Source organism: Marinomonas sp. HM11-D, from assembly GCF_057626615.1.
This window is the reverse complement of record NZ_JBMMKT010000002.1, coordinates 282,288-308,124: the sequence shown is the minus strand read 5'-3', so window position 1 is coordinate 308,124 and position 25,837 is coordinate 282,288. Positions and strand designations below refer to the sequence as shown.

25 protein-coding genes are annotated in these 25,837 nt (G+C 46.5%); 13 read left to right on the top strand and 12 right to left on the bottom strand.

All coding sequences use genetic code 11. From position 1 onward, the window contains the following. Positions 1-52: 52 nt before the first annotated feature. The 5 genes from ACOSVP_RS03845 to gorA form a co-directional block, all read right to left on the bottom strand. Complete coding sequence (locus ACOSVP_RS03845) at positions 53-3,718, bottom strand: AAA family ATPase (protein ID WP_487346170.1); 3,666 nt, start codon at positions 3,716-3,718, stop codon at positions 53-55. Then, positions 3,715-4,908 carry an exonuclease SbcCD subunit D C-terminal domain-containing protein gene (locus ACOSVP_RS03840; RefSeq protein ID WP_487346169.1) on the bottom strand — a complete coding sequence of 398 codons (1,194 nt, stop codon included), beginning with the start codon at positions 4,906-4,908 and terminating at the stop codon, positions 3,715-3,717. The genes ACOSVP_RS03845 and ACOSVP_RS03840 overlap by 4 nt, the downstream gene beginning before the upstream one ends. After that, on the bottom strand, positions 4,908-5,645 hold the full coding sequence (locus ACOSVP_RS03835) for a 2Fe-2S iron-sulfur cluster binding domain-containing protein (protein ID WP_487346168.1): 738 nt from the start codon (positions 5,643-5,645) through the stop codon (positions 4,908-4,910). Before ACOSVP_RS03835 ends, ACOSVP_RS03840 begins: the two co-directional genes overlap by 1 nt. After that, entirely contained in the window at positions 5,642-7,120 is a 1,479-nt protein-coding gene (locus ACOSVP_RS03830; protein WP_487346167.1) for an aminoacyl-histidine dipeptidase, read from the bottom strand. Before ACOSVP_RS03830 ends, ACOSVP_RS03835 begins: the two co-directional genes overlap by 4 nt. A 69-nt stretch (positions 7,121-7,189) precedes the next feature. After that, the gene (gene gorA / locus ACOSVP_RS03825; protein ID WP_487346166.1) at positions 7,190-8,548 is read right to left on the bottom strand and encodes a glutathione-disulfide reductase; all 1,359 of its coding nucleotides are present in this window, start codon (positions 8,546-8,548) and stop codon (positions 7,190-7,192) included. A 172-nt stretch (positions 8,549-8,720) separates the two neighbouring features. Here gorA and xthA point away from each other — a divergent pair, with 172 nt between their 5' ends. After that, positions 8,721-9,530: an exodeoxyribonuclease III gene (gene xthA / locus ACOSVP_RS03820; RefSeq protein WP_487346165.1), complete on the top strand. Its 810-nt coding sequence runs from the start codon at positions 8,721-8,723 to the stop codon at positions 9,528-9,530. A 180-nt stretch (positions 9,531-9,710) separates the two neighbouring features. Beyond that, the gene (locus tag ACOSVP_RS03815; RefSeq protein ID WP_487346164.1) at positions 9,711-10,016 is read left to right on the top strand and encodes a metalloregulator ArsR/SmtB family transcription factor; all 306 of its coding nucleotides are present in this window, start codon (positions 9,711-9,713) and stop codon (positions 10,014-10,016) included. 29 nt (positions 10,017-10,045) lie between these two features. Here ACOSVP_RS03815 and ACOSVP_RS03810 read toward each other — a convergent pair whose 3' ends face one another. The 5 genes from ACOSVP_RS03810 to ACOSVP_RS03790 all read right to left on the bottom strand — a co-directional run bounded on the left by ACOSVP_RS03810 (position 10,046) and on the right by ACOSVP_RS03790 (position 15,117). Further along, entirely contained in the window at positions 10,046-10,735 is a 690-nt protein-coding gene (locus ACOSVP_RS03810) for an alpha/beta fold hydrolase (RefSeq protein ID WP_487346163.1), read from the bottom strand. A 2-nt stretch (positions 10,736-10,737) separates the two neighbouring features. Then, on the bottom strand, positions 10,738-11,577 hold the full coding sequence (locus tag ACOSVP_RS03805) for a DNA ligase (RefSeq protein WP_487346162.1): 840 nt from the start codon (positions 11,575-11,577) through the stop codon (positions 10,738-10,740). Between the two features lie 97 nt (positions 11,578-11,674). Then, on the bottom strand, positions 11,675-13,594 hold the full coding sequence (gene htpG, locus ACOSVP_RS03800; protein ID WP_487346161.1) for a molecular chaperone HtpG: 1,920 nt from the start codon (positions 13,592-13,594) through the stop codon (positions 11,675-11,677). A gap of 100 nt (positions 13,595-13,694) precedes the next feature. Next, positions 13,695-14,396: an O-methyltransferase gene (locus ACOSVP_RS03795; protein ID WP_487346160.1), complete on the bottom strand. Its 702-nt coding sequence runs from the start codon at positions 14,394-14,396 to the stop codon at positions 13,695-13,697. Next, positions 14,386-15,117 (bottom strand): DUF599 domain-containing protein, encoded by a 732-nt coding sequence (locus ACOSVP_RS03790; protein WP_487346159.1) that lies wholly within the window; start codon positions 15,115-15,117, stop codon positions 14,386-14,388. The genes ACOSVP_RS03795 and ACOSVP_RS03790 overlap by 11 nt, the downstream gene beginning before the upstream one ends. Before the next feature lie 241 nt (positions 15,118-15,358). On the opposite strand from ACOSVP_RS03790, the gene ACOSVP_RS03785 reads away from it, so the two are divergent. Together ACOSVP_RS03785 and ACOSVP_RS03780 are read left to right on the top strand one after the other, a co-directional pair. After that, positions 15,359-15,646 (top strand): hypothetical protein, encoded by a 288-nt coding sequence (locus ACOSVP_RS03785; protein ID WP_487346158.1) that lies wholly within the window; start codon positions 15,359-15,361, stop codon positions 15,644-15,646. Between the two features lie 55 nt (positions 15,647-15,701). Then, positions 15,702-16,295, top strand: coding sequence for a CBS domain-containing protein (locus ACOSVP_RS03780; RefSeq protein WP_487346157.1), 594 nt, complete (start codon positions 15,702-15,704; stop codon positions 16,293-16,295). A 34-nt stretch (positions 16,296-16,329) separates the two neighbouring features. Here ACOSVP_RS03780 and tusA read toward each other — a convergent pair whose 3' ends face one another. Together tusA and ACOSVP_RS03770 are read right to left on the bottom strand one after the other, a co-directional pair. Further along, the gene (tusA, locus tag ACOSVP_RS03775) at positions 16,330-16,566 is read right to left on the bottom strand and encodes a sulfurtransferase TusA (protein ID WP_487346156.1); all 237 of its coding nucleotides are present in this window, start codon (positions 16,564-16,566) and stop codon (positions 16,330-16,332) included. 17 nt (positions 16,567-16,583) lie between these two features. Then, the gene (locus tag ACOSVP_RS03770) at positions 16,584-17,171 is read right to left on the bottom strand and encodes an alpha/beta family hydrolase (RefSeq protein ID WP_487346155.1); all 588 of its coding nucleotides are present in this window, start codon (positions 17,169-17,171) and stop codon (positions 16,584-16,586) included. Positions 17,172-17,405: 234 nt separating this feature from the next. Between ACOSVP_RS03770 and ccoN the strand changes: the two genes are divergently transcribed. The 9 genes from ccoN (at position 17,406) to ACOSVP_RS03725 (ending at position 25,830) form a co-directional block, all read left to right on the top strand. After that, on the top strand, positions 17,406-18,848 hold the full coding sequence (ccoN, locus tag ACOSVP_RS03765) for a cytochrome-c oxidase, cbb3-type subunit I (protein ID WP_487346154.1): 1,443 nt from the start codon (positions 17,406-17,408) through the stop codon (positions 18,846-18,848). A gap of 11 nt (positions 18,849-18,859) precedes the next feature. Then, a complete protein-coding gene (gene ccoO / locus ACOSVP_RS03760; protein ID WP_487346153.1) occupies positions 18,860-19,462 on the top strand; it encodes a cytochrome-c oxidase, cbb3-type subunit II in 603 nt (200 codons plus the stop codon). Positions 19,463-19,471: 9 nt separating this feature from the next. Then, positions 19,472-19,663, top strand: a complete 192-nt coding sequence (locus tag ACOSVP_RS03755; RefSeq protein WP_487346152.1) for a cbb3-type cytochrome oxidase subunit 3 — start codon at positions 19,472-19,474, stop codon at positions 19,661-19,663. Continuing rightward, positions 19,660-20,556, top strand: coding sequence for a cytochrome-c oxidase, cbb3-type subunit III (gene ccoP, locus ACOSVP_RS03750; protein WP_487346151.1), 897 nt, complete (start codon positions 19,660-19,662; stop codon positions 20,554-20,556). Before ACOSVP_RS03755 ends, ccoP begins: the two co-directional genes overlap by 4 nt. A gap of 111 nt (positions 20,557-20,667) precedes the next feature. Next, positions 20,668-22,077: a cytochrome c oxidase accessory protein CcoG gene (ccoG, locus tag ACOSVP_RS03745; protein ID WP_487346150.1), complete on the top strand. Its 1,410-nt coding sequence runs from the start codon at positions 20,668-20,670 to the stop codon at positions 22,075-22,077. Positions 22,078-22,134: 57 nt separating this feature from the next. Beyond that, on the top strand, positions 22,135-22,623 hold the full coding sequence (locus ACOSVP_RS03740) for a FixH family protein (protein WP_487346149.1): 489 nt from the start codon (positions 22,135-22,137) through the stop codon (positions 22,621-22,623). After that, positions 22,620-24,998, top strand: a complete 2,379-nt coding sequence (locus ACOSVP_RS03735; protein WP_487346148.1) for a heavy metal translocating P-type ATPase — start codon at positions 22,620-22,622, stop codon at positions 24,996-24,998. Before ACOSVP_RS03740 ends, ACOSVP_RS03735 begins: the two co-directional genes overlap by 4 nt. 8 nt (positions 24,999-25,006) lie before the next feature. Further along, positions 25,007-25,165 (top strand): cbb3-type cytochrome oxidase assembly protein CcoS, encoded by a 159-nt coding sequence (gene ccoS / locus ACOSVP_RS03730; RefSeq protein WP_487346147.1) that lies wholly within the window; start codon positions 25,007-25,009, stop codon positions 25,163-25,165. Then, complete coding sequence (locus ACOSVP_RS03725; protein WP_487346146.1) at positions 25,162-25,830, top strand: sulfite exporter TauE/SafE family protein; 669 nt, start codon at positions 25,162-25,164, stop codon at positions 25,828-25,830. The genes ccoS and ACOSVP_RS03725 overlap by 4 nt, the downstream gene beginning before the upstream one ends. The last annotated feature ends 7 nt before the right edge of the window (positions 25,831-25,837 follow it).

Sequence of the window (25,837 nt, the reverse complement as noted above, 5' to 3'; positions counted from 1 at the left end):
TTTTACTATCATTTCTGGGGAAAAGTAAGGCACAACAATTGTTCATACATTTTTATCCACGAAACGATCCAGCCAGCGTCGAAACCCCCAAACCAGCATGTTTATTAACTTGTAACTGAACAGGAATGCGCTCTTTTAGCGCTTCGACATGACTGATGACCCCAATCGTCTTACCCGTGCTGTTTAAGCGATCTAAAGCATCTAACGCCACATCAAGCGTTTCGCTGTCCAAGGTACCAAATCCCTCATCCAAAAACAGCGAATCAATCGATGTTTTATGAGAGACCAATTCCGATAATGAGACCGCTAAGGCCAAGCTCACCAGAAATGATTCGCCTCCAGAAAGCGTTTTCGTATCACGAGTAATATCCCCCTGCCAGCGGTCAATCACTTCTAGTTGAAGACCTTCCCCTTTCTGACGTCCTAACTGGTAACGACCATGTAAGGTGACTAGGTGTCGATTAGCCAGCCATACCAAATGATCTAGGGTGACACTTTGTGCATAACGTCTAAAACGAGCGCCGTCTGCCGAGCCAATCAAGCCGTTAAGATCATCTAGCCATTCAAATTCAGCCTTCTGCGCAGCAATTTCCTGCAGCATGGTTTGATTCGACCGTCGTTTATTCTCCTCGGACTGAAGGCGCTCTGCAATCTGTCCGAGCTCAACTAACACATTTTGATAACAAGTTTGTTGAGACTCAAAGCGAAGTCTTAGCTCAGGCAAACCGTCAAAGGCTTCAATCTTAGGCAATTGTTCAAACAGGTCTTGATGTGACGCTACGTCAACTTGGATCTGCGCCATCAACACAAGACTTTGCTGCACGTTACTTTCTGCCGTTTTTTTCTGTTGTTCAAGCTGTATTTGCTCCGCTTGTGGTAATAGTGCTGCCTTCCATGCGCCTAAATCGTCAAAGCCGGATCCAAACAAGACCTGTTGCCATTCGCCATCCAATCGCTCCAATTCCTGTCGCTGCTGCTGCAACTGAACCTTTATCTCTTCCAGTCGGGTATTAAGTTGCATCTGTCGCAGCTTGTGTTCAGACGAGGCTGTCAGGGCTGCCTCTTTTGCTTGTCGAGCGAGCTCTAATTGTTGCGCCAAGTCACTACGACACTGTTGCACCGAATGACCTGACAAGCCCTGTTGATATTGCTGTTTGAGCTTTGCAAACTGCTCCAGCAGTTGTTGATGTTGGGCCGTGTCCATTTCATATTGGCGCTGCAGGCTTTGCCCATTCAAAGCCATTTGTTCAAGATGCCAATCACATTCGGCAGTTTTTTGCTCAATCTGCTGCACCTGTTGCTGAGCCATTTGCCAAGCCTCTAATGCCTTTAGCACAGCGCTTAAGTCATTTGGCGCATCATTTAGCAGCGATTTATCCGCTAACAAGGTTGAAATAGACTGGCAAAGCCCATCAGACATTGACTGGATATCCAGCTCATTCTGTGTAAAAAGTGCCTCGTTATCCGTTAGCCTCTGTGACAATTGCTGCGCTTGCTGTTGTTTCTGCTGAACCAGCATGTCGTTTTGATGCACGGCCTGAGTCAGGTTCGATAACTGTTCTGACAAGTCACGACGTGTTGCCTCAAGTGTTTGATAATAGTGACTCGCCTCTTTATAGCGCTCTATCTTTTTGCCAACGGTAAACAGCGACTGCTGCAGTGAGGCTAAATCGACATCGGACTTACTAAGCAACTCGAATTGTTGCGCTAAATCCGCCATTTCCGCTTCAATACTTTGAAGTGTCGGCAATAAAGATTCTAAAAAGCCGTTTAGACGCGCTATCTCTTGATGATCGTTTTGCAAGGTTTGCTGAAAACACACCTGCTCTTCGCGATAGGCCTGCAAGCGCTCAACTAAGGAATGATCCTGACTTAAGGTTTCTACCAAGGTGAGGTCATGCTCTTGGGCACCACACAATGGACAGGGACAGCCTGGCTCTAAGCGTTCACGTTCTTGCTCTAAAATGACCACACGTTGCTGCAGCTTGATACGCTGATCTAGATCCTCTATCTGCTGAGCTAAGGCGTTTAAGGAGGCTTCAGTGGTGTTTTTCTTTTCCGATAGCTGCACCAACTTAGTCTGCAGATCAGCCTGTTGAGTAACACTTTGGAGATGACGCTGCTGTAATGTTTGATAACGTTCGGCGGCCTGATATTGTGCCTGCAAATCTGTTTGTTGCTTCGAAAGCGCCTCCAATTCCTCTAACCAAACCTGATAAGGACGGCCATTGAGCAGGCGCTTTAGTGCTTCCTGCGTTTCTTGAATTTGAGTCGTTAACTGATTTTTCTGTTCTAACAAGGCATTGCTATGCTGCTTGTCTGCCTGCCACTGCGCAGCAAGCTGAGTCTGTTCCTGCTGCATTTGCTGAGCTAAGCGCTTGAGCTCAGTCTGTTGCTGAGTGAGCCCGGCTATGCGCTCAGACTGCAACTGCCATTTCTCTTTTAGACTTACAGCTTTCGCACCATCATGCCAGCGTACCAAGGCCTGCGTGTGCGTCTCTCGCTCAACATCTAACTGCTGTTTTTTTTGCAACAGTCGTTGTCGATCCCCATCCAATTGCTGCAATTGTCCTTGACTGGTTTCAAGGCGCTTATTCGCTTCCGTAAACGACAGCTGTAATGCCGCAAGATCGGCTTCCAAAGGCAACCAAGTGCTAATAGCGGCCTGTTCAAACTCTTCTTGTTGAACTTTTTGTTGTGTAAAGGCCCCATCGGTTTGCTGAACTTGATCTTGCTGTTGCGCCATCTGACGCTCTGCAGCTGACTGCTGCTGCACAAGCTCGGACTCGAGTTGCTGTTGACTTTGCAGAGTCTGCTGCGCCTTCTGCAACGCTCGATAGTCAGGCTCAATTCTCTGTGCTTCGATGGCAGCTTGCAGACGAAGATTATCCGATTCAATGGCCACAAGATGGTGCGCCGCTTGCTCAGACTGCTGCTGTTGCAGACTTAACTTGTGCTGCAAACGTTCCGCCTGTTGATACCAATCCAGCACCTTTTGTAACGCTTTCAGGCCAACGTCTAATTCGTTTTTGCGCTGCTCAGAGGCTGACTTCTGTTCCTGCAACGCTTGCCATTCGTCTTCATCCATTAATTTATGGCTGGCTTGTACCGCTTCTAGCTGTTTGATCTGGGCCTTTTGCTCACGGTGCCTTTCAAAGATACGTTTAGAAATATCCGCATACACTTCGGTACCCGTTAGTTCTTCTAAAAGCTCCGCACGCTCATCGGTTTTAGCATTCAAAAACGCGGCAAAGCCCCCTTGAGCGAGCATCATTGAGCGGGTAAAGCGAGCAAAATCAAGACCGGTAATCTCAGCAATCTGCGTTTGCTTTTGGGCGATTTTGTCCGCCAACACTGAACCATCACTAAGGCTTAAACTGCATTGGATAGGCTGCAGATTTCCCTCTGGATTATTACGCGCCCGTTTTTGCTCCCAACTGGAAATGTAGCGTTTGCCTTTCACTTCAAACACCACTTCTGCCGAGCAAAAACCCGTATGTCGGGTCATCACATCGTTGGCTGATTGGGACACACTGACCCGCGGGGTTTGATGATAAAGCGCTAAACAAATAGCATCGAGCAAGGTCGATTTACCGGCGCCTGTTGGGCCTGTGATGGCAAAAATACCAGCATCTTTGAAAGGCTCCGCTTCAAAGTCGATAAACCACTTCCCTTTTAAAGAGTTCAAGTTCTCAAAGCGTAACGAACAAATCTTCATGCTTGAGTCTCCTGATCATTCACTATGCTGGTAAAGAGTTGCTTCAAAGTCTGAGCACGTTCTTGCTCAATTTCTTTTTCTAGTAACAAGCGATCAAATACTTCCTCTGGGGTTATATCTTCTAGGGTTGAAGTCTCACCACTACCATCAAACAAGCTCGCCGCTTTACGCGTACGTTGAACCTTCACCACTTCAATATTGCGACCATCACACAGCTCAGTCAGCTTCTCTTGAAAAGGCCCCAAATTAATATCTTCGTTAACCGTGATATCCAGCCAAATCGCTAAATTTTGCTCATCATCCAGTTTCTCAACCTGCTTCAACAGTTCACTACGAGAGCCTTTTAGTGCTAGCAACTGACGGAAGGCAGGAATCGAGATACGCTCTACTTGTCGTGTTACAGTATCGTAAACACAGACGGACTTTGGGCTATTCGCTTCATCAAAACTCATTGGCATTGGCGAACCGGAATAACGCCAATTTGAATGTCCGCCAACCGGCATAGGCTTGTGGATATGCCCCAAGGCTAGATAATCGAAAGCTGGCAACAGACTAGGCGATAACGACTCAAGACTGCCCACATAGATATCACGCACGGACTCGGTTTTTTCACCACCGACCATGGTCAAATGCCCTGTACCAATGATAGGTACATCGGTCGAGATAGACTGAGCGCAGTCATATTGTTGCTGGTAATAACCCTGTATTTGTTCCGCTAATTGCAACTGCTTGTCAGAACCCGATTGTCCCGCTTCGTAACGCACCATATCCCGCGCGCGCAGAAACGGAATGGCGCACACCAAGGCCGCTAAATCACCCGCTTGATCATACAGAGATAGCACTGAATCTTCTGAGTTCTCCCAACTTGGCCGGGTCACCACATAGGCGTTTAACTTGGCCAGCAGACTTTTGCTTTCATTTAACACACTGACGGAATCATGATTGCCGGCCACCACGATAAACTGACAACCCAGTCTATTCAGTTGCACCACGCAATCATGATAGAGCTCCCGGGCATAGCTTGGCGGCGTAGAGGTATCAAACACATCACCGGCTAAAATCACCGCTTCAATCCCTTGCTCTTTAACAGTGCTAGCCAACCAATTAATAAAAAGTCGATGTTCTTCTAAACGACTTTTTCCCATAAAACTCTGGCCTAGGTGCCAATCCGATGTGTGTAAAATTTTCATTAATTTGAATGTGTCATAAAGGTAAATTCGGCAACACGACAGCGGCTGTCGCTAAGCCATTGTTCTAGCTCTTCTAAAGAAGCTGGCTGATCATTTAGCACCAAGGCTTTATCGAAGCGCTGGAAGGATAACGCCGCAGGTTTGCTAGTTAAATCGATAGGGGCAATGAGAACGTTTTGCTCAAAGCCTGCAGCTTGCATCACGCGGCAGAGGTCCTCTGCCAGGACCTGATTACCCGAGGAATATAAGATTAAATGAGACGCCGAAATATCCAGTTGTGCGCGCTGAGCGCCCTGTTCAATACGAACTTCTGAAAGCTGGTCTATCAAACGTGTCGGAAAGTAAAACGTCAGCAAATCGCCAGTGATGCTGCAACTGACGGATCGGCCTACTTCATCATTAAGTTGCCAGCGAAACACGGCCCCCAAAGGCAAGCTTAACGAACAATGAGCCTGCACCTTACACCACTGATCTGATTGCAGCTCCACTTGATAGGACGCTAGGGCCACAGTAAAACGCTCTACTGGTTTAGTAAGTAATTCCAGCGGCTGATTTACCATGGTTTGACAGGCCAAGATTGGCGTGCCATTGGCTTGATACAGCTTACAGCTGCCACACGCCCCCGCCAAACAGCTGTGTGGAATCAGTGCACCTTGCTTTAACAAGAGCGCTAAGAGGTTTTGCCCAGAGGGCACGTGATACACGTGCCCATCGAGACTTACGGAACAATCCTTCATGCGCTTGCTGCTTTAGGCGTTTGTGCCAATAGGGTCACTAAAATCTGCCAAAACTCGGCCACAGAACTGATTTCCATACGTTCTGACGGCGAATGCGCACCGCGAATATTTGGACCAAAGGACACCATTTCCATGCCAGGGTATTTCGCTCCGATGATACCGCACTCTAGGCCCGCGTGAATCACTTTGACCTGAGGCGTAAAGCCCATTACTGCGTTATGCACCTGATCAAATTGCTGCAACAACGTCGATGAAGGCTCAGGCTTCCAACCTGGGTAGCCATTTTCTAATTTCACCTCACAGCCAATCAAAGCAAATGGTGCCTTAGCCACAGTCGCTAAATACTGTGTCTGACTATCCACCAATGAGCGCACTAACAAGCAACCGGAGAAAGCCATGGAATCGTTTTGTTCATGAAGTTCAATGACTCCCAAGTTACAAGACGTTTCCACCACGCCAGCCAAGGTAGGTGACATACGATGCACACCATTTGGCGCACACAGCAATGCTTGAAGCAGTTGTTCTTGAGTAGAACTTGATAAGTGCGCAGCAGAGCTGGCTGGTAACGATTTAATCGATAAGTTAGGATCCGTATCCACAAACTCTGTAGCGATAAGATTAGCTTGCTGGCTTAACCAATTCTCAAAGAATGCTAGATCCTCGGCAGCTAGCTGCAATATGGCATAGGCATCACGAGCAATCGCATTTCGTAACGTGCCACCAACCAATTCAGATAGACCAAATTCGATCTCTGCACTTAAATCATTTAACAAACGCACCAATAAAACGTTGGCATTGGCTAGGCCTTTATTGATATCAAGACCCGAGTGTCCGCCTTTTAAACCACTGATACTGATACGCACAGCGCTATCAAACTGCTCGTTCAGTTCGCTGGCAAAACGGTGGCTCACATTAATATCCATACCACCAGCGCAACCAATGTAAACATCACCGCGATCTTCAGAGTCTAGGTTTAGCATACGCTTACCCTTAAGAATGCCCTCTTCTAACTGAGAGGCACCGCGCAGACTGGTTTCTTCTTCAATGGTAAACACGGCTTCTAGCGGGCCGTGAGCAATGTCTTGGCTTTCCAATATCGCCAATATAGCGGCAACACCGATACCGTTATCCGCTCCTAAAGTCGTGCCCTTAGCGTGCACCCAGCCATCTTGCTCAAAGGTTTGAATCGGATCGGTTTCAAAATTATGAGTGGAGTCGGATTCCTTCTGTGCCACCATATCGAGGTGGCCTTGCAAAACCACAGTTTCTCGATCTTCCATACCAGCACTGGCGGCTTTGTAGATGATCAAGTTGCCAGCGGGATCAACATAGGCTTTCATGCCCAGCTGCTCAGCCCAATCAAACAAATAGTCACGTAATGCCTTCTCATGAAAGGACGGGCGCGGGATATCGCACAATACTCGAAACTGTCTCCAAATCGCTTGTGGCGCCAGGGACTCTAACCATTGGTTCATTTTTATACTTCTCCAAATAAATAAGCCGTTTAATAGGACATTAAACGGCTTATAGACTGTATGTTTTGCTTAACGCTTTTTCAACGATCCAGCTGAAAAGGTGACAAACTCTTCGGCGCTGGTTGGGTGCACACCAACCGTTGAATCAAAGTGAGCTTTGGTGGCTCCCGCTTTTAAAGCGATGCCCAAGCCTTGAATAATTTCACCGGCGTAGTCACCTACCATGTGCGCACCAAGGACTTTATCGTTTGCACGATCCACAATCAGCTTCATAAAGGTACGTTCTTGCGCACCTGAAAGCGTATGTTTCATAGCTCGAAAATCCGTTTGGTAGACATCGATATCAAAGCCTCTTTGCTCAGCTTCTTGCTCCGACAAGCCAACCGTCCCGATCGGCGGCTGTGAGAATACTGCCGTGGGAATATTATCGTAATCAAAGTTTGGTTCCACACCATCAAACCAATATCCAATCAGTGCCATGGCTTCTTTAATGGCTACCGGTGTCAGTTGTACTCGGTCGGTTACATCACCAATCGCGTAAACTGACTCAACCGTACTCTGATAGCGGTTATTGACTACAATCGCACCGTTCTTAGTGGTCTCGATACCCACCTTCTCAAGGTTTAAAGAAGCGGTATTCGGCACTCGTCCAGTAGCGTATAGAACTTCATCAAACATCAAAGTACGGCCATCTTTCAACGTCACTTGTTTTTGGCCGTTTACTGATTCGATTTCCTCTACATCACTGTCTAGTTCTACATTGACGCCTGCACGAGCGTATTCATTGGTGGCGAAGTCACGCACATCTTCATCAAAGCCGCGTAGCAGTTTGTCGCCGCGATACATAAGAGTCGTTTCAACGCCTAGGCCGTTGCAGATGCCAGCAAACTCTACTGCGATGTAACCGCCGCCCACCACCAAGATGGATTTAGGCAGTTCCTCTAGGAAGAACATATCATCTGACACCAGCACCAGATCGTTGCCAGGGAACTCTGGGATAAATGGTTTAGCACCTACGGCGACCAAGATACGCTCTGCTGTGATCAGCTCTTCGCCGACTTTAACCGTGTGCGCATCGACAAGCTCACCGTAACCTTTATGAATGGTCACACCAGGGTTTTCTAGTAGGTTCTTGTAGATACCGTTTAAACGCTCAATTTCTTTAGTTTTGTTGTCACGCAAAGTAGCCCAATCAAATGTTGGTTGCGCAAACTGCCAACCATAGCCTTTTGCTTGGCTTACCACATGACTGTATTCAGATCCGTAGACAAACAATTTTTTGGGCACACAGCCAATGTTGACGCAAGTTCCGCCAAGGGCTTGTGATTCAGCTACCCCCACTTTAAATCCTTTTGATGCAGCGACACGACTCGCTCGTACGCCACCAGAGCCAGCACCAATCACGAATAGATCATATTGGTAATCCATAACTAAAAAGCCTTTTTGGTTAAATATCTGGTTTAAATTGGGGTCAAGTTGAATTTTTCAATACAACTTTTTTGAATAGCTATTCGAGAAAATTGAACAAGCTATTGTCAATAAGACTTTAATCTGTAACCATTTGTAAAATTTCACAGCAGGTCAGGAATAAAAAATTATTATGAAAGTGGTCTCCTTTAACATCAATGGCTTAAGAGCTCGACCTCATCAAATAGAGGAACTGGTTAATACCCAACAACCTGATGTCATCGGATTGCAAGAAATCAAAGTTCATGATGATGCCTTTCCTCACGAGATTCCTGAATCAATCGGTTACCACGCATACTACTACGGCCAAAAGTCACACTATGGCGTGGCTATTTTCAGTAAAGCACCAGCTACTAAAGTAGAATACGGATTCCCAAGCGATGATGAAGACGCACAACGTCGCATGATCATTGCCACATTTGAGACCGCAAATGGTCCACTGAAAGTCCTTAACGGCTACTTCCCACAAGGCGAGAGTCGAGATCACGAAACAAAATTCCCAGCGAAGCGTAAATTTTATCAAGATCTGATGGATTACCTTGAAAAAGAGTCTGTGGGCGCGCAAGTTATCGTCATGGGCGACTTCAATATCTCACCACAGGATTTGGATATTGGCATAGGTCCACAAAATGCTAAGCGTTGGTTACGTACCGGTAAATGTAGCTTTCTACCAGAAGAACGGGAATGGTTTGATCGCCTACTAGGCTGGGGATTGACGGATACGTATCGTCATCAGTATCCCGACTCACAAGAGCTGTTCAGCTGGTTCGATTACCGCTCAAAAGGCTTTGAAGACACACCAAAACGTGGTCTTCGCATAGATGGCATCTTAGCCAGTGCACCTTTAATAGAGCATCTTGACCAAACAGGGATTGACTACCATATTCGCGGTTTAGAAAAGCCATCTGATCACGCGCCAGTATGGGCTAAGTTCAACCTATAGAAGCTCATGTATTAACACATTAACCAGATTGAGGGTCGACAACCAAAAAAAGGATTTTTACGCCAACTACCCTCAGCCTTATCCACAAGAGAAGTGGATTATTTATTTTTAAATTTGTATTTGATATAAAGTGAAAGTGATTATCACTATACTAATAACTAGCAACTCGAACTACACATCATGCCTAAAGAATTAACTATCTCAGAAATGTTAGACCGCGCCAGCGAAGCCTCCGGCTTCCTAAAAGCGTTAAGCAACGAAAACCGATTGATCATTCTTTGTAACCTACTTCAAGGCGAGTTGTCTGTGGGCTCACTGAATGAAAAAGTGCTGCTAAGTCAATCTGCCCTATCACAGCATTTAGCTGTGCTACGTAAAGACGGCCTAGTGAGCACTCGTCGAGACTCACAAACCATCTTTTACTCTATTGGCGACAGTCGAGTGAAAGAGTTAATCCAGAAACTGCACGATCTTTTCTGTTCTTAACCCTTCTACCCTTAAATAGAAGCAACAGATTAAGAGAAAAAGGTCGCCATTTTATTGGCGACCCACTTTGGCTGTTCAAGCGGTAGCATATGACCGCTTTGAGCAACCACATTAACCGCAACATTCTCCAGCTGAGCTAAGCGCTTCAAAGTTTCTGCACTGACAAATTGATCTGCTAAACCCGCTAACACCAACCAAGGCCGACGACTGCGAGCGATTGCATCCATATTATTACGACGCTCAATAGTGGCTTGTAATTGCGCGATAAAAGCCTCCTGCCCTAGCGCTTTATCCATTGCCAAGATTTTATCCACAAGCTTTTCATTTAGAGCATTATCTGGAGACATCATCGCCTTTGCTTTTTTCACAGGAATGCCGCGATAACCAACCTTCAACACCCATTCCAGTGCCTGTAAGCGTTGTTGCTTTTCACTCTCAGGCAATTCACTTGCACTGTTTGACAACATCATGGCCGAACGAATGCGCTCTGGGCTTAATCGGGCAATTTCACTCAACAGATACCCGCCTAGAGAAAAACCTAATAGATTAACCGGCTCAGCTGGTAACTGTGCAAGCACACCAGACACCATGTCAGACATGCTACCCAGATTCGGGATGACTACATGCTTAATATTGATATGGCTAGGTAAATGGGGCAACAGATCTTGCCATAGCAACTCATTACACATGGTGCCAGGTAAACAATAGACATCAATCATTACTATTCTGGTTCTCTAAATTCAAACGGTCCTTTGCGAATTCTGACGAAGCTCGCAAAACGAGGCAACCCTGTAGAAGTTAGCCCCTGATACCGAAAGGTGACGTAATCACCAATTTGTGGCGGGTTGGCTCTTTCTAGGTCGGAGAAGCCTGTGCCAATTTTAAACTGTCGACCGCTTGCTAACTCCACTAACAAAGCGCCCATCATGCCTTCATATTTGCCATTACCCGAAGCATGACCAATCACCTTGGCTTCCGCATCTTGGAATGGCTTAAGCTTTAATAGCGCATCACTGCGCCCATCTTTTAACAAAGCATCTTTGCGATGCAGCATTAACCCCTCGCCTCCGGCCGCCGTTACCTGATCGAGCAAAGCATAGAGCTGTTCAGAACTTTGTAACTGCAGCTGCTCTATGCCTTCTATAAAAGCGCTATTGGTTTGCTTAATGAGTTCAAGGTAGGACTTTGCCCGTTGCTCAAATACATCCTTATAGTTGGGCGCATCAAACACCATATAACGAATTTCACGCCACTGAGCTTCATCGGGCTGATTGTCTAACACAGTTGTTTGAACAACATTAAAACGCTCTCTGCCGGCCCATAATTCGCCATCCAGCCAGACCTCTGGCCAATCGTGCGTGAACCATGCAGGGCTAACAATAGGATTGCCTTGTCGAGTGGTTAGCTGATGCCCATCCCAAATTGCACGGATGCCATCTAACTTTTCACTGATTAAATAATCGGATACCGTCTCCTCGGCATAGACCCTCGCCAACTGAACCGTTTGGGAATGAGCGGTGAACGACGCCAATAGGATTGCAGCTAGTGCAATAGTGCGCATAAGACCTCCTTGTCTTTGCTTGTTACTAAGAAACAGGCTTTCTCGCCTTAAACAAAAAAGCCCAAGCATAATGCTTGGGCTTTTAAGTGAACGCTGATTAGTTCGACATTTGAACAATCAGCTTATTCATACGTGAGACAAACGTTGCAGGATCATCCAATTGACCGCCTTCTGCAAGGGTCGCTTGCTCGTACAATAGCCAAGCCATGTCTGCAAAGCGATCTTCGTCCGCTTCCGCATCCATTTTCTGAACGATCGGGTGATCCGGGTTCACTTCCAATGATGGCTTAGATTCTGGCAATTGTTGACCCGCTTGCTCCAGCAAACGACGCATTTGTAGACCCATATCAAACTCACCCACCACCAAACACGCTGGCGAGTTAGTTAGACGATCGGTACTGTTCACCGAAGTGACTTTTTCTTCTAGAACAGACTTCATGCGATCTAGCAATGGTTTGATTTGCTCAGCCTTTTGCTCTTTCTCTTTTTTCTGTTCTGCAGATTCTTCTACTTCGATGTCGAGCTTGCCTTTGGTGACGTCTTGGAAAGACTTACCATCAAACTCACGTAGCGATGACATCATCCACTCGTCAATGCGATCACTTAGTAGCAACACTTCATAGCCCTTCTTACGCAGCACCTCTAGGTGCGGGCTATTTTTCGCTGTGTTGTGGTTTTCAGCGTAGATGTAGTAGATCTTATCTTGACCTTCAGGCATACGCTCAACGTAGTCTTTTAATGACTCCGTTTGTGCTGGCTTGTCTGTATGCGTGGTACTAAAGCGAAGTAGTTCAGCGATTTTATCTTTGTTACCAAAGTCATCCGCTGGACCTTCTTTTAGCACGTTACCGAACTCATCCCAGAACTTCTGGTACATTTCAGCATCGTTCTTCGCCATTTTTGACAACATGTCTAGCACACGCTTAGTCAATGCCGAACGCATTGAGTCGACAGCGTTGTCGTTTTGAAGAATTTCACGAGAAACGTTCAAAGACAGATCATTTGAGTCGATTACACCTTTGACGAAACGCATGTATGGCGGTAAGAAGGCTTCCGCATCATCCATGATGAATACGCGCTGAACGTAAAGCTTCAGACCACGCAACATGTCACGGTTCCAAAGATCTTGAGGCGCTTTGGCAGGGATGTACAGCAGACTAGTGTACTCAAGCTTACCTTCCACCTTGTTGTGCGACCATTTCAGTGGGTCTTGGAAGTCATGAGACACATGCTTGTAGAATTCTTGATACTCTTCGTCGCTTACTTCTGCGCGTGGGCGAGTCCAAAGTGCTTTCGCTGAGTTGACCGCTTCCCAAGTTGGTTCAGAATCGTCCGCCTCTTTGATGCTACCTTCCTCATCGTAGGAAGGCATTGGCACTTTTAACATTTCAACCGGAATTGAAATATGGTCAGAGTACTTAGACACCAAAGCACGTAGACGCCAGTTGTCAGCGAACTCTTTACCTTCTTCTTTTAGATGAAGCGTAATGCGAGTACCACGTGTTGCTTTATCAATCGCTTCGATAGTGAAGTCGCCAGTACCCTCAGACTCCCAACGTACCGCTTCATCACTGCCTGCACGACGTGTATCAACGGTTACCTTGTCGGCAACGATAAATGCCGAGTAAAAACCCACACCAAATTGACCAATCAATTGGCTGTCTTTCTTTTGGTCACCGCTAAGTTGCTCAAGGAAATGAGCGGTACCGGATTTGGCAATAGTACCAAGGTTCGAGATCGCTTCCTCACGGCTCATACCCACACCATTGTCATCAATCGTGATGGTACCAGCGTTCGCATCAAAACCGATGCGTACACGTAGATTTGGATCGTCAGACAAAAGATCTGCGTTAGAGACCGCTTCAAAACGTAGTTTATCCACTGCGTCTGATGCGTTTGAGATCAACTCACGTAGAAAGATTTCTTTGTTTGAGTACAAAGAGTGGATCATTAAATGAAGCAGTTGTTTTACTTCAGTCTGAAATCCTAAGGTTTCTTTTTGAGTTTCAGTTGTCATGTTTCCCCATGCTCCTTCGTTTACAACACACGCGCTAACGCGCATAACTTGATGATGTTTAACGATATGGAGGCATGGGAAAATAATTCAAGACTAAAAATTAGCGTTTATGAATAATTGTGAAACCATCACCGATGGGTAGCAGACTAGAATCCACCTCAGGATCTTGATGAACGCGGTCATTTAACTCTCGTACGATACGAGTATCTTTGTCATCAAATGCTTCATCGGCCACATTGCCCCACCACAGGGTGTTATCAATCACCATACAGCCACCCGAGCGCAACAGTTGCTTACCCATGTCATAGTAAGCCAACAGATTGGCCTTATCGGCATCGACAAAAATAAAATCAAACGTACCTGCTTGATCATCCAGTAACGCTTCCATGGACGCTTTAGCATCACAGCAGCGAGTTTCAACTTGCTCTGCAAGTCCCGCCATTTCAATGTGTTTATTGGCGATGTCGAGCCACATTTGCTTTTTATCAAACGCCAGTAGCTTGGCGTCTTTAGCAAGCTTCAAGCCCATAGAAATGGTGCTGTAGCCAGTAAACACACCGACTTCCAACACTTTTTTAGGGTTTTGTAGGGCAATTAACAAACCAAGGAATTGTCCCACTTCTGGGGAAAGCGCCATGCGCGCCATATGGTATTGCGCTGTCTCACGACGCAGCGCCTCAAGCACTTGATGCTCGTTGACGGAGTGTTTAATCAGATATTCGTATAAACGATCGTCCACCTGTACCGTACGATTTACAGGTGGATTGTCATCAGATACTTGTTTCGGAAAATTAGGAAGCATGGGATTTAATTACGAGTCCACGACTTAAAGTTTTAAAGGTTTTGGAACGGAATTCACGACGATACAAGACCGCCACCACCATCAGGCTAGCAGCCATACAAAAATAAGGCCCAAGAAACCAAGCGGAAAATGCCATAGCAAAGTAGTAAGCACGCAATCCATAATTGAACTGGTTGGCCGCCAAACTACACACTTTAGCCATATGCATGGCGTACAGTTCACGCTCACTTTCCTCGACGCCACGCTCAGTTGCCAAGGGTGCACTGCCCACTAATACTGAGCAAAAGTTGTACTGCCGCACTGACCAAGTAAAGGTAAAAAAGGCATACACAAAAATCACCACCAAAACGATGATTTTCAACTCCCACTCTGTTTGGCTCATGGGAGCCAAAAAGTAGAAGTCATTAATAATGCCCATGGCCTGCTCTGAATAGCTAAAGGCGGTAAATAATCCGGCAATGATCAGCAAACTACTGGACGCAAAAAACAGACTGCTACGCTCTAAATTCGCCATGACCGACGCATCTGCAATGCGATTATCTCGACGTAGAAGGCGCGACATCCACGCCAAACGAAATTGGTGCAACACACTCACTAAACAGGTACGGCGCTTGGAATTGTATTGGGCATAGAACGCATAGCCCCACCAGCAGCCAAAAAAAATCGCCAGAGTAACCACATTGACCGGATCAAAAATTTGCGCGAACGGATTAGTGTCCATAGCAGTGTTAACGCCCTTTAAATAGGAGAAGAAACTCCTCGCATTATATCTAAATTTGGCCGAAATCCTCCGTTGATTTACTCTATTTTTTTAAGATTTTGCACCTAATGCGATGCCATTTAATTTATTGATGCATATATTGAAATAAATTCGCCCAAACAAGAAAAGCGAAAATTGACTATTGTCAAACTTCTGAATTTCAGGCTATTCTGAATTTGTTATTCAAAAAAAGGCGCTTCATATGATTCATACGTTGCTAGTTACATTGCTGATTCCGCTGGTACTGTTATTCAGTGTCAGTGTTAAGGCTGTAGATAGCACTGAGCGCAGCCTATTAAAGGGCGGCTTACTTGAATCCGTCTACGAAGTACCCAGTGCAGAAGTGGCTCCTGACATTGACCACGCCATAGTATCTGCCACCCTGACAGAACGCTGCGAACCCAACCGCAGTAAGATCACTTGGGCTGAGGAATCTCAACCTATCAACGTCGTTTCTAGTTGGTTCTGTCGCGGCCCACCGAAAGCGTAATTATTTCCAGTTCACTTTTTTATTTACTGAATTAATTATTATTGAGGTACTTCCTATGAAAACTCTTACTTACACTTCTACAAAAGACATTCATGACCTAACTTGGCCTGAAGTTGAACAAAACATTGGTTTATACACACCTGCGCTTCGCGTTTTCACAGACTTCAAAGATGCAAGCCCACGTTTGATCGAACCAAACGTTCGCGCTGAAGTACTGGTGGATGTAATGAAGAAAGAACACGTGCGTATGAAAATCGTCGTGGACTCTTTAAACAACTTCCTTGGCATTATCAGCCTAGAGGACTTATCTGACGAAGCCTTTATTAAGCATATTGCTGAAGGCTACGTGCGTGATGAACTGCTCGTCATCGATTTGATGCGTTCTAAAGAGGACTTGCTGGCGGTCACTTATAAGTCGCTAAGCAACAGTGATATTGAATCCCTAATTACCAGCCAGAAAAGCAATGAACACCAGCATCTGTTGGTGGTAGACGAGGAAACCATGAGCATTCGCGGTCTAGTTTCAGCCAATGACATCGTGCGTCAACTGCAATTGAACATTGATGTTTCAACCTCTACTAGCTTCGCTAAGCTAAACGATGTGTTGGAGCATGAATACGCCAACAGCAAACGCATTCGTGTTGCTTAAGCAGATAACAGGCCATAACAAAAAAAGGTCAGCGCTAGCTGACCTTTTTTTGTACCCAATAATAATACAACTCGCCTTCTTGCTCTTGCTTCACCAAGGGATGGCCTAAGAAGTTACAGAACTTAGGAATGTCGCGCTCAGTTGATGGGTCCGTGGCAATGATTTTCACCACTTGCCCAGGCGACATTTTACGCACCACCCCATGCAGCATCATCACAGGTTCCGGGCAGTAGAGCCCTTGTGTATCTAAAATTTGGTCATGGTCAGACAAACCGCTACCCTCTTTCACTAAATTAATGCTAAGCGCTGCAAAAACACCTGAATCTGACGCAACAGACATTCCAGCACTTGATCTGGCGACTGATTATAACGCTTAAGCACATTAAAATCGTGGTCTGCCCCTTCAATCCACTGAAGCTCAACATTATCAGGTAATGATTGCTGCATGACCCAGTCAGGCTCACCTAAAGCATCGCGGGTTCCTTGCAGAATAAGATACGGAGTCGCGGCACTACTTTTTAAGTGATCCAAGCGATGCTTTTCAGGCTTTTTGGCGGGGTAAAAAGGAAAGCCAATAGCCACACATGCCTTAACGTTATGAGTCTGACACAACTCGGCAATAATACGACTCCCCATCGACTTTCCGATCAATACGATCGGGGTACTTTTATCCAGTAATTGCCCCACTTCATCGATCAATTTCGGCAGCCTTGGTGGTGGGCGCTTTTTGCCAGTTCGTTCAATTTCCTTCATGTATTCAAGGGTTATTGGCTCAATTTTAAGTGACAAATCCGCCTCTAAACGGGTTTTGAACTGGCTTAAAAAATCGCTCTGATGCCCAGCCCCTGAGCCATGAAGTAGATAAAGTTTCATCATATCGATTGAAAACGTTGCTCTGTGACAAGGAATACCCACAAAGCAACTAGTGCTCCTATTCTTTAAAATGTGAAAAGACTTAGAATCAATTTCGCTAGTTTACCGCTGTTGGAATTAGAAGGAAGGTCCGACTGCTCCGTTCGTTTGATTCGAAGTACCGAACCCCGCCTTTCCAATAAAGACAGCATTATCTTTAACAAGATCTATCACTCAACGTGGTTTGTGGAAGAAACTATGAGCACAGCTTTTGATCACCCAACATACAACTATCGAGTGGTGCGCGCATTCACCATTATGACGGTGGTATGGGGCGTAGTAGGCATGGCTATCGGCGTATTGATTGCGTCACAATTGGTATGGCCAGACCTACTTGCTAACATACCTTACCTACATTTTGGACGTTTACGCCCACTTCACACTAACGCAGTCATCTTCGGTTTTGGTGGTTCTGCCTTGTTTGCGACATCGTACTATGTTGTACAACGTACCACACAAGCAAGACTATTCTCTGACGTTCTGTCGGGATTCACCTTCTGGGGTTGGCAAATCATCATTGTGTCAGCCGCCATCACCCTACCGCTTGGTTACACTCAAACAAAAGAGTACGCCGAGCTGGAATGGCCAATTGATATCATGATCACATTGGTTTGGGTGGCTTACGCTATCAACTTCTTCGGCACCATTGCCAAACGTAAGATGAAACACATCTACGTAGCGAACTGGTTCTACGGAGCGTTCATCATCACGGTTGCCGTGCTACACATTGGTAATAGTGCTGTGGTTCCAGTAAGCGCATTTAAATCGTACTCGGTTTACTCAGGTGCTGCGGACGCCATGGTGCAATGGTGGTACGGTCACAATGCGGTAGGTTTCTTCCTAACGGCGGGCTTCCTAGGCATGATGTACTACTTCGTACCTAAGCAAGCGGGTCGTCCAGTATTCTCGTACCGTCTATCAATCGTTCACTTCTGGGCATTGATCTCTCTGTACATTTGGGCCGGTCCTCACCACCTTCACTACACAGCATTACCTAACTGGACTCAAAGTCTAGGTATGGTCATGTCGTTGATCCTTCTAGCACCATCTTGGGGTGGTATGATCAACGGTGTAATGACGCTTTCTGGTGCTTGGCACAAACTTCGTCATGATCCAATCCTTCGTTTCCTAGTGGTGTCATTGTCTTTCTACGGTATGTCTACCTTTGAAGGCCCAATGATGTCTATCAAAACAGTTAACGCGCTGTCGCACTACACAGACTGGACCGTTGGTCACGTTCACGCTGGTGCTCTAGGCTGGGTGGCTATGGTGAGTATCGGTGCAGTTTACCACTTACTACCGGCTGTTCTTGGTCTAAAACCAGGCGCGATGTACTCAACTCGTTTGATCAACGTTCACTTCTGGCTAGCAACTATTGGTACGGTGCTATACATCGCATCAATGTGGGTGAACGGTATCATGCAAGGTCTAATGTGGCGTGCATTTAACAATGACGGCTCATTGACTTACAGCTTCGTAGAAGCGGTTGATGCAAGTTACCCAGGTTGGTTTGTACGTGTTCTAGGTGGCGGCGTGTTCCTACTAGGTATGCTGCTAATGTCTTACAACACTTACATGACAGTGCGTTCGGCAAAAGGCCAAGAAACTGAAGCTTTCAACGCCGAAACTCAAACAGCATAGGGGTTTAACACATGCGCCATGAAGTAATTGAAAAAAATATGGGGCTCATGATCATCCTTATCGTCGTTGCAATCAGCTTCGGCGCCTTGGTTGAGATCATTCCTCTATTCTTTATGAAACAAACCACTCAGCCAGTAGAGAATCTGCAACCTCTTACTGCGCTTGAGTTGGAAGGTCGTGACATCTACCAACGTGAAGGCTGTCTAAGCTGTCACACACAGATGATTCGCCCTTTCCGTGCGGAAACTGAGCGTTACGGTCCATACAGTGTTGCGGGTGAGTCTGTTTACGATCACCCATTCCTATGGGGTTCTAAACGTACTGGCCCTGACCTAGCTCGAGTAGGCCAGCGCTACAGTGACGAGTGGCACCGTGCTCACTTGTACAACCCACGCGACGTAGTACCTGAATCAAACATGCCAAGCTTCCCTTGGTTGTTTGAAAACAAAATTGATGGCAATGACACTGCTAACAAGATGACGGCACTGCGTATGGTCGGCGTACCTTACTCTGATGAGCAAATTGCATCAGCGAAAACCGACGTGCGTGGCAAACGTGAAATCGACGCCCTAGTTGCTTACTTGCAACAACTGGGCACAGTGATCGAACGATAGGGTCAGAGCATGGACATTAATACGCTAAGAGCACTTGCTACTCCGATTGCCTTTGTTGCTTTCATCGGAATCATTGTGTGGACATTCAGTAAGGGTCGTAAAAGCGGTTTCGATGAAGCCGCCAACCTCCCCTTCGCAGATGACGACGATGAAGTAAGTGTCGCAGAGCGCGAGTCATCCGTGGAGAAGAAAACAAAATGAATGAATTAACTTCTTTTTGGAGCGGCTGGATCATTGTGATCTCGCTAGGCTCTATTTTCGGTAGTTTCATCCTGTTATCCATTGTTCGCAAAGGACAGCGCTTTAACTCTGAAACTACTCAGACAGTCGGTCATGAGTTTGATGGCATCGAAGAATATGACAACCCACTACCACGCTGGTGGTACTGGATGTTTGTTATTACTGTGGTATTTGCATTAGGTTACCTAACGCTTTACCCAGGTCTTGGTAACTTCAAAGGCATGCTAGGCTGGTCTCAAGAATCTGCTTACGATCGTGAGGTTGCTAAAGCAGAAGCTGAATTTGGTCCTATGTTTGCGCAATTCTCGCAAACGCCTATCGAAGAGCTAGCGCAAAACGATCAGGCAATGCGTATCGGTCAACGTTTGTTTGCCAACAACTGTGCACAATGTCACGGTTCAGCGGCAACAGGTGGCTACGGCTTCCCTAACCTAACAGATAATGACTGGTTGTACGGTGGTGATGCTGCCGCTATCTCTCAAACCATCCTAAACGGTCGTATCGCAGCCATGCCTGCATGGGGCCCAATGTTGGGTGAAGATGGCGTACATAACGTAGCGCAATACGTACTAAGCCTATCTGGTCGTGAAACCGATGCTCAAGCCGCACAACAGGGCCAACAGACTTACAACACCAACTGTCTAGCTTGTCATGGTGCTGACGGTAAAGGTAACCATCTATTTGGTGCACCTAACCTAACAGATAACATCTGGCTATATGGTGGTAGTGAACAGCAAGTGATGCAAACCATCCGCAATGGCCGTAACGGTCAGATGCCGGCTTGGGAAGGCATCCTAGGCAAAGACAAAGCGCACGTTGTTGCTGGCTACGTCTACAGCCTATCAAATCAGTAATTCTCTGATGTGTATCAAAAGGGTGTGTCCGAAAGGCGCACCCTTTTTTTATTAAAAATTGTAATATTAGACAGTACTTAAACGAGCCTGTTGAACGTTAAGGAAAGCAGCATGAGCGAGAAAATACCTGTTCAAAATGTCGAACCAGAAACCGTCGAATTCGACTTGTATGAAAAGCGCAAAAAGATTTACACCCGTGCCATTTCAGGTTTTTTTCAAAAGATTCGAACCCGCGCCCTGTGGGTGTTAATGCTGGGCTACTTCCTAACACCTTGGTTTAACTGGCACGATCGTCAAGGGGTGCTGTTTGACCTGCCAGCTCGACAGTTCCATATTTTCGGTATCACCTTTTTCCCCCAAGACTTCTTCTTACTGGCTTGGGTTTTGATCATTTGCGCCTTTGGTCTGTTCTTTGTCACCACTCTCTTTGGCCGAGTTTGGTGTGGCTACACTTGCCCACAAACCGTCTGGACCATGGTGTTTATGTGGATCGAAGAAAAAACCGAAGGCTCACGTAATGCCCGCATGAAACTTGATAAAGAGCCCATGTCGAAAAGCAAATTTATCAAGAAGTTCAATAAACACAGCTTGTGGGTATTATTCGGTTGGCTAACAGGCTTAACCTTCGTTGGCTACTTCACCCCAGTACGTGAACTGGTGGTCGATCTGTTTACCTTTCAAGCTCACCCATGGGCCTACTTCTGGGTGGCTTTTTTCACCGGTGCGACTTACTTATTCGCGGGCTGGATGCGTGAACAAGTTTGTACCTATATGTGTCCTTATGCTCGTTTCCAAGCGGTAATGTTTGACCCTGATACCATGGTTATTTCTTACGATTACAATCGTGGTGAAGCTCGTGGTCCACGTAAGCGTAACAGCGATCCGAAAGAGCAAGGCTTAGGCGATTGTATTGACTGTAATCTATGTGTTCACGTCTGCCCTGCCGGCATCGACATCCGTGATGGTTTGCAATATCAATGTATCGGCTGCGCCCTATGTGTCGACGCCTGTGATTCCATTATGGATAAGATGGGCTACGAACGCGGCCTAGTAAGCTACACCACCGAGCGCCGTTTGGAGGGTGAAAGCTCCCACATCATGCGCCCGAAAGCGATTGGTTACGCCATGTGTATGTTGGTAGTAGTGACCGCTTTCTTATACTTTGCAGGGGATCGTGAAGCCCTAGGTCTAGATGTTATCCGTGACCGAAACCGTTTGTTTAACACCACCCCAAGCGGCATGATCGAAAACATCTACACCATTAAAGTCATCAACATGGACCAAGCTGCCCATGAATTTGAAATCTCTGTCTCAGGCTTGGACAACATGAATATGATTGGTCGTAAAAACGTTAAGGTGAACGCAGGTGAAGTGCGCGCAGTGCCCTTCTCGATTCAAGTACCTCCGACAGCCTTGCACGAACAACGCAACACAATTTTCTTCAAAGTTGAGTCACAAGACCCGAATTATCCAGTAGAAAAGATCACAGAAAGTCGATTTATTGGTCCTGTATCAAAATAATGATCTATAAGCGGTGATAATATCACCGCTTATTCGCTTTTATATTGGAGTACCTGTATGTCGACAGCGGTTGTTACCCCACCTTGGTACAAGCAGTTTTGGCCATGGTTTATTATCTGCGTTCCCCTTTCTTCTGTTTTAGTAGCGGTTGTGCAAGTCTACGCTGCGCTTAATTCCTCCAGCGACTTGGTGAAAGATGACTACTACAAAGAAGGTCTCGCTATTAACCAAGTCATTACACAACGGGAAGCGGCTAAAGCCATGGGCATTGAGGCTAACTTACGTCTTGATAACCTAACAGGCGAACTACTGCTCACCACCAAGAACGCCACCGCGCGAGAAATTACTGCACTGTTTGCTCATGCGGCAGTATCTAGCAAAGATTTCAGTGTTAGTTTTATGCAAGTTCAGCCTAATGAATACCGTGCTCAACTAGAAAAGCCTTTATCAGGTATTTGGAACGTGTACCTAGAATCACCAAACGGTTGGCAATTAAATGGCCGTATCAACAGTGACATTCACGATCGCTTAAACTTCAACCTATGAGCAAAGCTTGTTTCCACTGCGGGGATCCAATCCCTGCAGGTTTAGACATCGCCAGTGTTCTAAAAGATGAACGTCGAGAGTTCTGCTGCTTTGGTTGCCAAGCGATTGCGGAACATATTTGTGGCGCTGACTTATCGCTGTATTACGAGCGCCGTGATAACGGAAAAGGCGCTCGCCTCACCGAGGACAACACCTCGGTGTTTGCCTTATTGGCAGAAAAAAGTCTTTACGATCAATATATCCACCAAAGTGAGGACGGCCACGTCATTCAGCTATCCTTATCAGGCATCACCTGCTCCGCCTGCGCTTGGCTGATTGAAAAGCATTTAAGCAAACAAGCGGGTGTGCAATCGGTTCACGTCAACCTAAGCAGTGCCATTGCCACCATCACTTGGGATCCAAGCATTATCAGTATTCAGCAGATCGCTAAAGAACTGCTGTACATTGGCTATACCGCACAACCTTATTTGCCTGGTGAGCAAGACACACTGCAACGTAAAGAAAAGAAACGTGCCATCATTCGCTTAGGCATCGCCGGCGTTGGCATGATGCAAGTGATGATGAGCGCCATCGCCATGTATGCTGGCGATATGCAAGGTATGGATGATATCTACCGCCAACTGCTACGTTGGATCAGTTTTATCTTTGCTACTCCTGTCGTGCTGTACGCTGGACTGCCGTTCTATCGCGGCGCACTAAGAGATTTAAAAAATCGCCATTTCACCATGGATTTGCCTGTGTCATTGGGAATTTTGCTGGCCTATGCCTCCAGCGTGATGGCGCTGTATTCAGAAACAGGTCATGTGTATTTTGACTCAGTCACCATGTTTATCTTCTTCCTATTAATGGGAAGATTCTTAGAAACCGTGGCACGCTCCTACCGTTTATCAGGCAATCACCACGCATCGCTGACAGCGGTAAAGATACTGCGCGATGACAGCGAGCTCACCATCCCATTGCAACAGCTACAAAGCGGTGATATTGCCATTATCGAGCCAGGACAAACCTTCCCTGTGGATGGCATTTTATTAAGTGATTTCACCAGCGTTGATGAGTCTAGCCTGACGGGGGAATATAGCCCTGTGACCAAGCAGGCTGGTAGCAATATTCACGCTCAAACCGTGAATGTGGACCAGCAAGCACGGCTGCAGGTTACCGAAGTCGGACAAAACACCAAAGCGGCCGCCATTTCGCGCATTACCGAACGTGCTCTTAGTGAAAAACCAAGAGTTGCCATCATAGCTGACAGAGTCGCTCATTATTTTGTTATTGCGGTTTTGATTACCGCTTCTTTAACCTACGGTTTTTGGAGTTGGATGGGGGAAGCCGAAGCCTACTGGATCATGGTCAGCGTACTGGTCGTCACTTGTCCGTGCGCGCTTTCACTGGCAACTCCGGTGGCGTTGACCACGGTGACTAATTCTTTGAAAAGTGCTGGTTTTCTGATTACCCGAGGCCATGTGATCGAAGCTTTAGCAAAGACTCAACATATTGTATTTGATAAAACCGGAACGCTCACTTACGGCAGCTTCTCTATTACACAGGTAGAGTTATTCGACTCTAGCCATTCTAAAGATCAAGTACTGTCTGTGATCAGTGGTTTAGAGCAACATTCAAAACATCCGATTGCCAAAACCTTCCAGCAATTTGCTCCGGCTCACGTTGAACAGATTCAAAACCTTGCTAGTCAAGGCGTCAGCGGCGAATATCAAGGCAAACGCTATTACTTTGGTAACCAGGCCTTATTGGAGTCTATCGGACTTCCTATGGTAACCAGTACCAATACAGGTCAAGCACAGCTCGACCTGTACTTAGCAGGTGACAAACAAGTGCTTGCCAAAATCACGCTGTGTGACGTATTACGTCCTGAAGCGCGCACTGTGATTGAGTCACTGCGTCAACGAGGCATTCGTGTCAGCTTACTAACAGGTGACACAAAGGTATCAGCCCAGAGTATTCTCGAACCAGAGTGGTTCGATGACTTTGAAACCAGCTGTTTGCCCGACCAAAAATGGCATTGGCTCAAAGCGCAATCAAGCAAAGACATTCTGATGGTGGGCGATGGCTTAAATGATGTCCCCGCTCTAGCCGGTGCTACGACCTCATTAGCAATGGGCTCTAGCTCGGATTTGGCAAAGCTGCATGCCGATGCGATTTTATTAAGTGAGCACCTAGGGACAATCCCAACGGCGCTCAAAGCCGCACAACGTTGCCGTAAAATCATCAAACAAAATCTGATCTGGGCGGCTGGCTACAACACTACCCTCTTGCCACTCGCCATCGCCGGCATGATTCCCCCATGGGTTGCGGCAATCGGTATGGCCTTAAGCTCACTGATTGTAGTGGTCAATGCCACCAGACTTAACAAACTGTAGGAACAAACATGGAAAGCCTATTTTTACTCATCCCGATTGCCGCCATTTTTGTGGTGATCGCCGTCATCATTTTTATCTGGGCCGTCAAAGGCGATCAATTTGATGACCTAAATCGCGAAGGCGAGCGCATTCTATTTGAAGACGACGACACGGATAAAAAGTCGTGATTTCTATTTTCTTTAGTGGCTTGTTGATTGGTTTAGCAGGTGCTGGACACTGTTTAGGCATGTGCGGTGGCTTGGCATCGATGCTGTCTGTTGGGCAACACTCTAACGCCCTGAAAATCGTCGCTTACAACCTTGGTCGCATTTGCTCCTACAGCTTATTTACTCTAGTTCTCGCGACGACGCTGCATTTTGGTTTGTCTGAGTACTACAGTGATTTGATGGTGCCATTGCGTACCTTTGCCGGCATTCTGCTGGTGTTTATGGGGCTGTATTTATGCGGTCTCTCGCGTCTGATACTTAAAGTCGAGTCACTTGGCCGCCATATGTGGCGTGTAATACAGCCTGCGGCTAAGGCTTTTCTACCGATTCAAAATCCAGCACAAGCCCTCGCCGCGGGGTTTGTTTGGGGTTGGCTACCATGTGGATTGGTTTACTCGACCGTATTATGGGCGACGTCACTAGGCTCTATCTCACTCTCCATGACGGCCATGCTAGGGTTCGCACTAGGCACCTTACCCGCCATGTTGTTAGCTGGACTCTTCGCGCAACAGCTAAAGACCCTTTGGCAACAACTCTACTTAAAATGGATCTTCGGTGTTCTTATCATCGTCTACGGTTTGTACAGCATTCCCTATTTGAAAAATCTGCTTTCTCACCTTGGATAGTGCCAAC

Bases quoted from the DNA above. Each gene is read 5' to 3' on its own strand.
- htpG (WP_487346161.1), bottom strand. From the start codon at position 13,594: ATGACAACTGAAACTCAAAAAGAAACCTTAGGATTTCAGACTGAAGTA.
- ACOSVP_RS03805 (WP_487346162.1), bottom strand. From the start codon at position 11,577: ATGCGCACTATTGCACTAGCTGCAATCCTATTGGCGTCGTTCACCGCT.
- ccoO (WP_487346153.1), top strand. From the start codon at position 18,860: ATGCGCCATGAAGTAATTGAAAAAAATATGGGGCTCATGATCATCCTT.
- ACOSVP_RS03835 (WP_487346168.1), bottom strand. From the start codon at position 5,645: ATGAAGGATTGTTCCGTAAGTCTCGATGGGCACGTGTATCACGTGCCC.
- ACOSVP_RS03780 (WP_487346157.1), top strand. From the start codon at position 15,702: ATGAAAACTCTTACTTACACTTCTACAAAAGACATTCATGACCTAACT.
- ACOSVP_RS03840 (WP_487346169.1), bottom strand. From the start codon at position 4,908: ATGAAAATTTTACACACATCGGATTGGCACCTAGGCCAGAGTTTTATG.
- ACOSVP_RS03735 (WP_487346148.1), top strand. From the start codon at position 22,620: ATGAGCAAAGCTTGTTTCCACTGCGGGGATCCAATCCCTGCAGGTTTA.
- gorA (WP_487346166.1), bottom strand. From the start codon at position 8,548: ATGGATTACCAATATGATCTATTCGTGATTGGTGCTGGCTCTGGTGGC.
- ACOSVP_RS03845 (WP_487346170.1), bottom strand. From the start codon at position 3,718: ATGAAGATTTGTTCGTTACGCTTTGAGAACTTGAACTCTTTAAAAGGG.
- ACOSVP_RS03810 (WP_487346163.1), bottom strand. From the start codon at position 10,735: ATGATTGATGTCTATTGTTTACCTGGCACCATGTGTAATGAGTTGCTA.
- ACOSVP_RS03785 (WP_487346158.1), top strand. From the start codon at position 15,359: ATGATTCATACGTTGCTAGTTACATTGCTGATTCCGCTGGTACTGTTA.
- ACOSVP_RS03790 (WP_487346159.1), bottom strand. From the start codon at position 15,117: ATGGACACTAATCCGTTCGCGCAAATTTTTGATCCGGTCAATGTGGTT.
- ccoS (WP_487346147.1), top strand. From the start codon at position 25,007: ATGGAAAGCCTATTTTTACTCATCCCGATTGCCGCCATTTTTGTGGTG.
- ACOSVP_RS03795 (WP_487346160.1), bottom strand. From the start codon at position 14,396: ATGCTTCCTAATTTTCCGAAACAAGTATCTGATGACAATCCACCTGTA.
- ccoG (WP_487346150.1), top strand. From the start codon at position 20,668: ATGAGCGAGAAAATACCTGTTCAAAATGTCGAACCAGAAACCGTCGAA.
- ccoP (WP_487346151.1), top strand. From the start codon at position 19,660: ATGAATGAATTAACTTCTTTTTGGAGCGGCTGGATCATTGTGATCTCG.
- ACOSVP_RS03770 (WP_487346155.1), bottom strand. From the start codon at position 17,171: ATGATGAAACTTTATCTACTTCATGGCTCAGGGGCTGGGCATCAGAGC.
- ccoN (WP_487346154.1), top strand. From the start codon at position 17,406: ATGAGCACAGCTTTTGATCACCCAACATACAACTATCGAGTGGTGCGC.
- ACOSVP_RS03740 (WP_487346149.1), top strand. From the start codon at position 22,135: ATGTCGACAGCGGTTGTTACCCCACCTTGGTACAAGCAGTTTTGGCCA.
- ACOSVP_RS03815 (WP_487346164.1), top strand. From the start codon at position 9,711: ATGCCTAAAGAATTAACTATCTCAGAAATGTTAGACCGCGCCAGCGAA.
- ACOSVP_RS03755 (WP_487346152.1), top strand. From the start codon at position 19,472: ATGGACATTAATACGCTAAGAGCACTTGCTACTCCGATTGCCTTTGTT.
- ACOSVP_RS03830 (WP_487346167.1), bottom strand. From the start codon at position 7,120: ATGAACCAATGGTTAGAGTCCCTGGCGCCACAAGCGATTTGGAGACAG.
- xthA (WP_487346165.1), top strand. From the start codon at position 8,721: ATGAAAGTGGTCTCCTTTAACATCAATGGCTTAAGAGCTCGACCTCAT.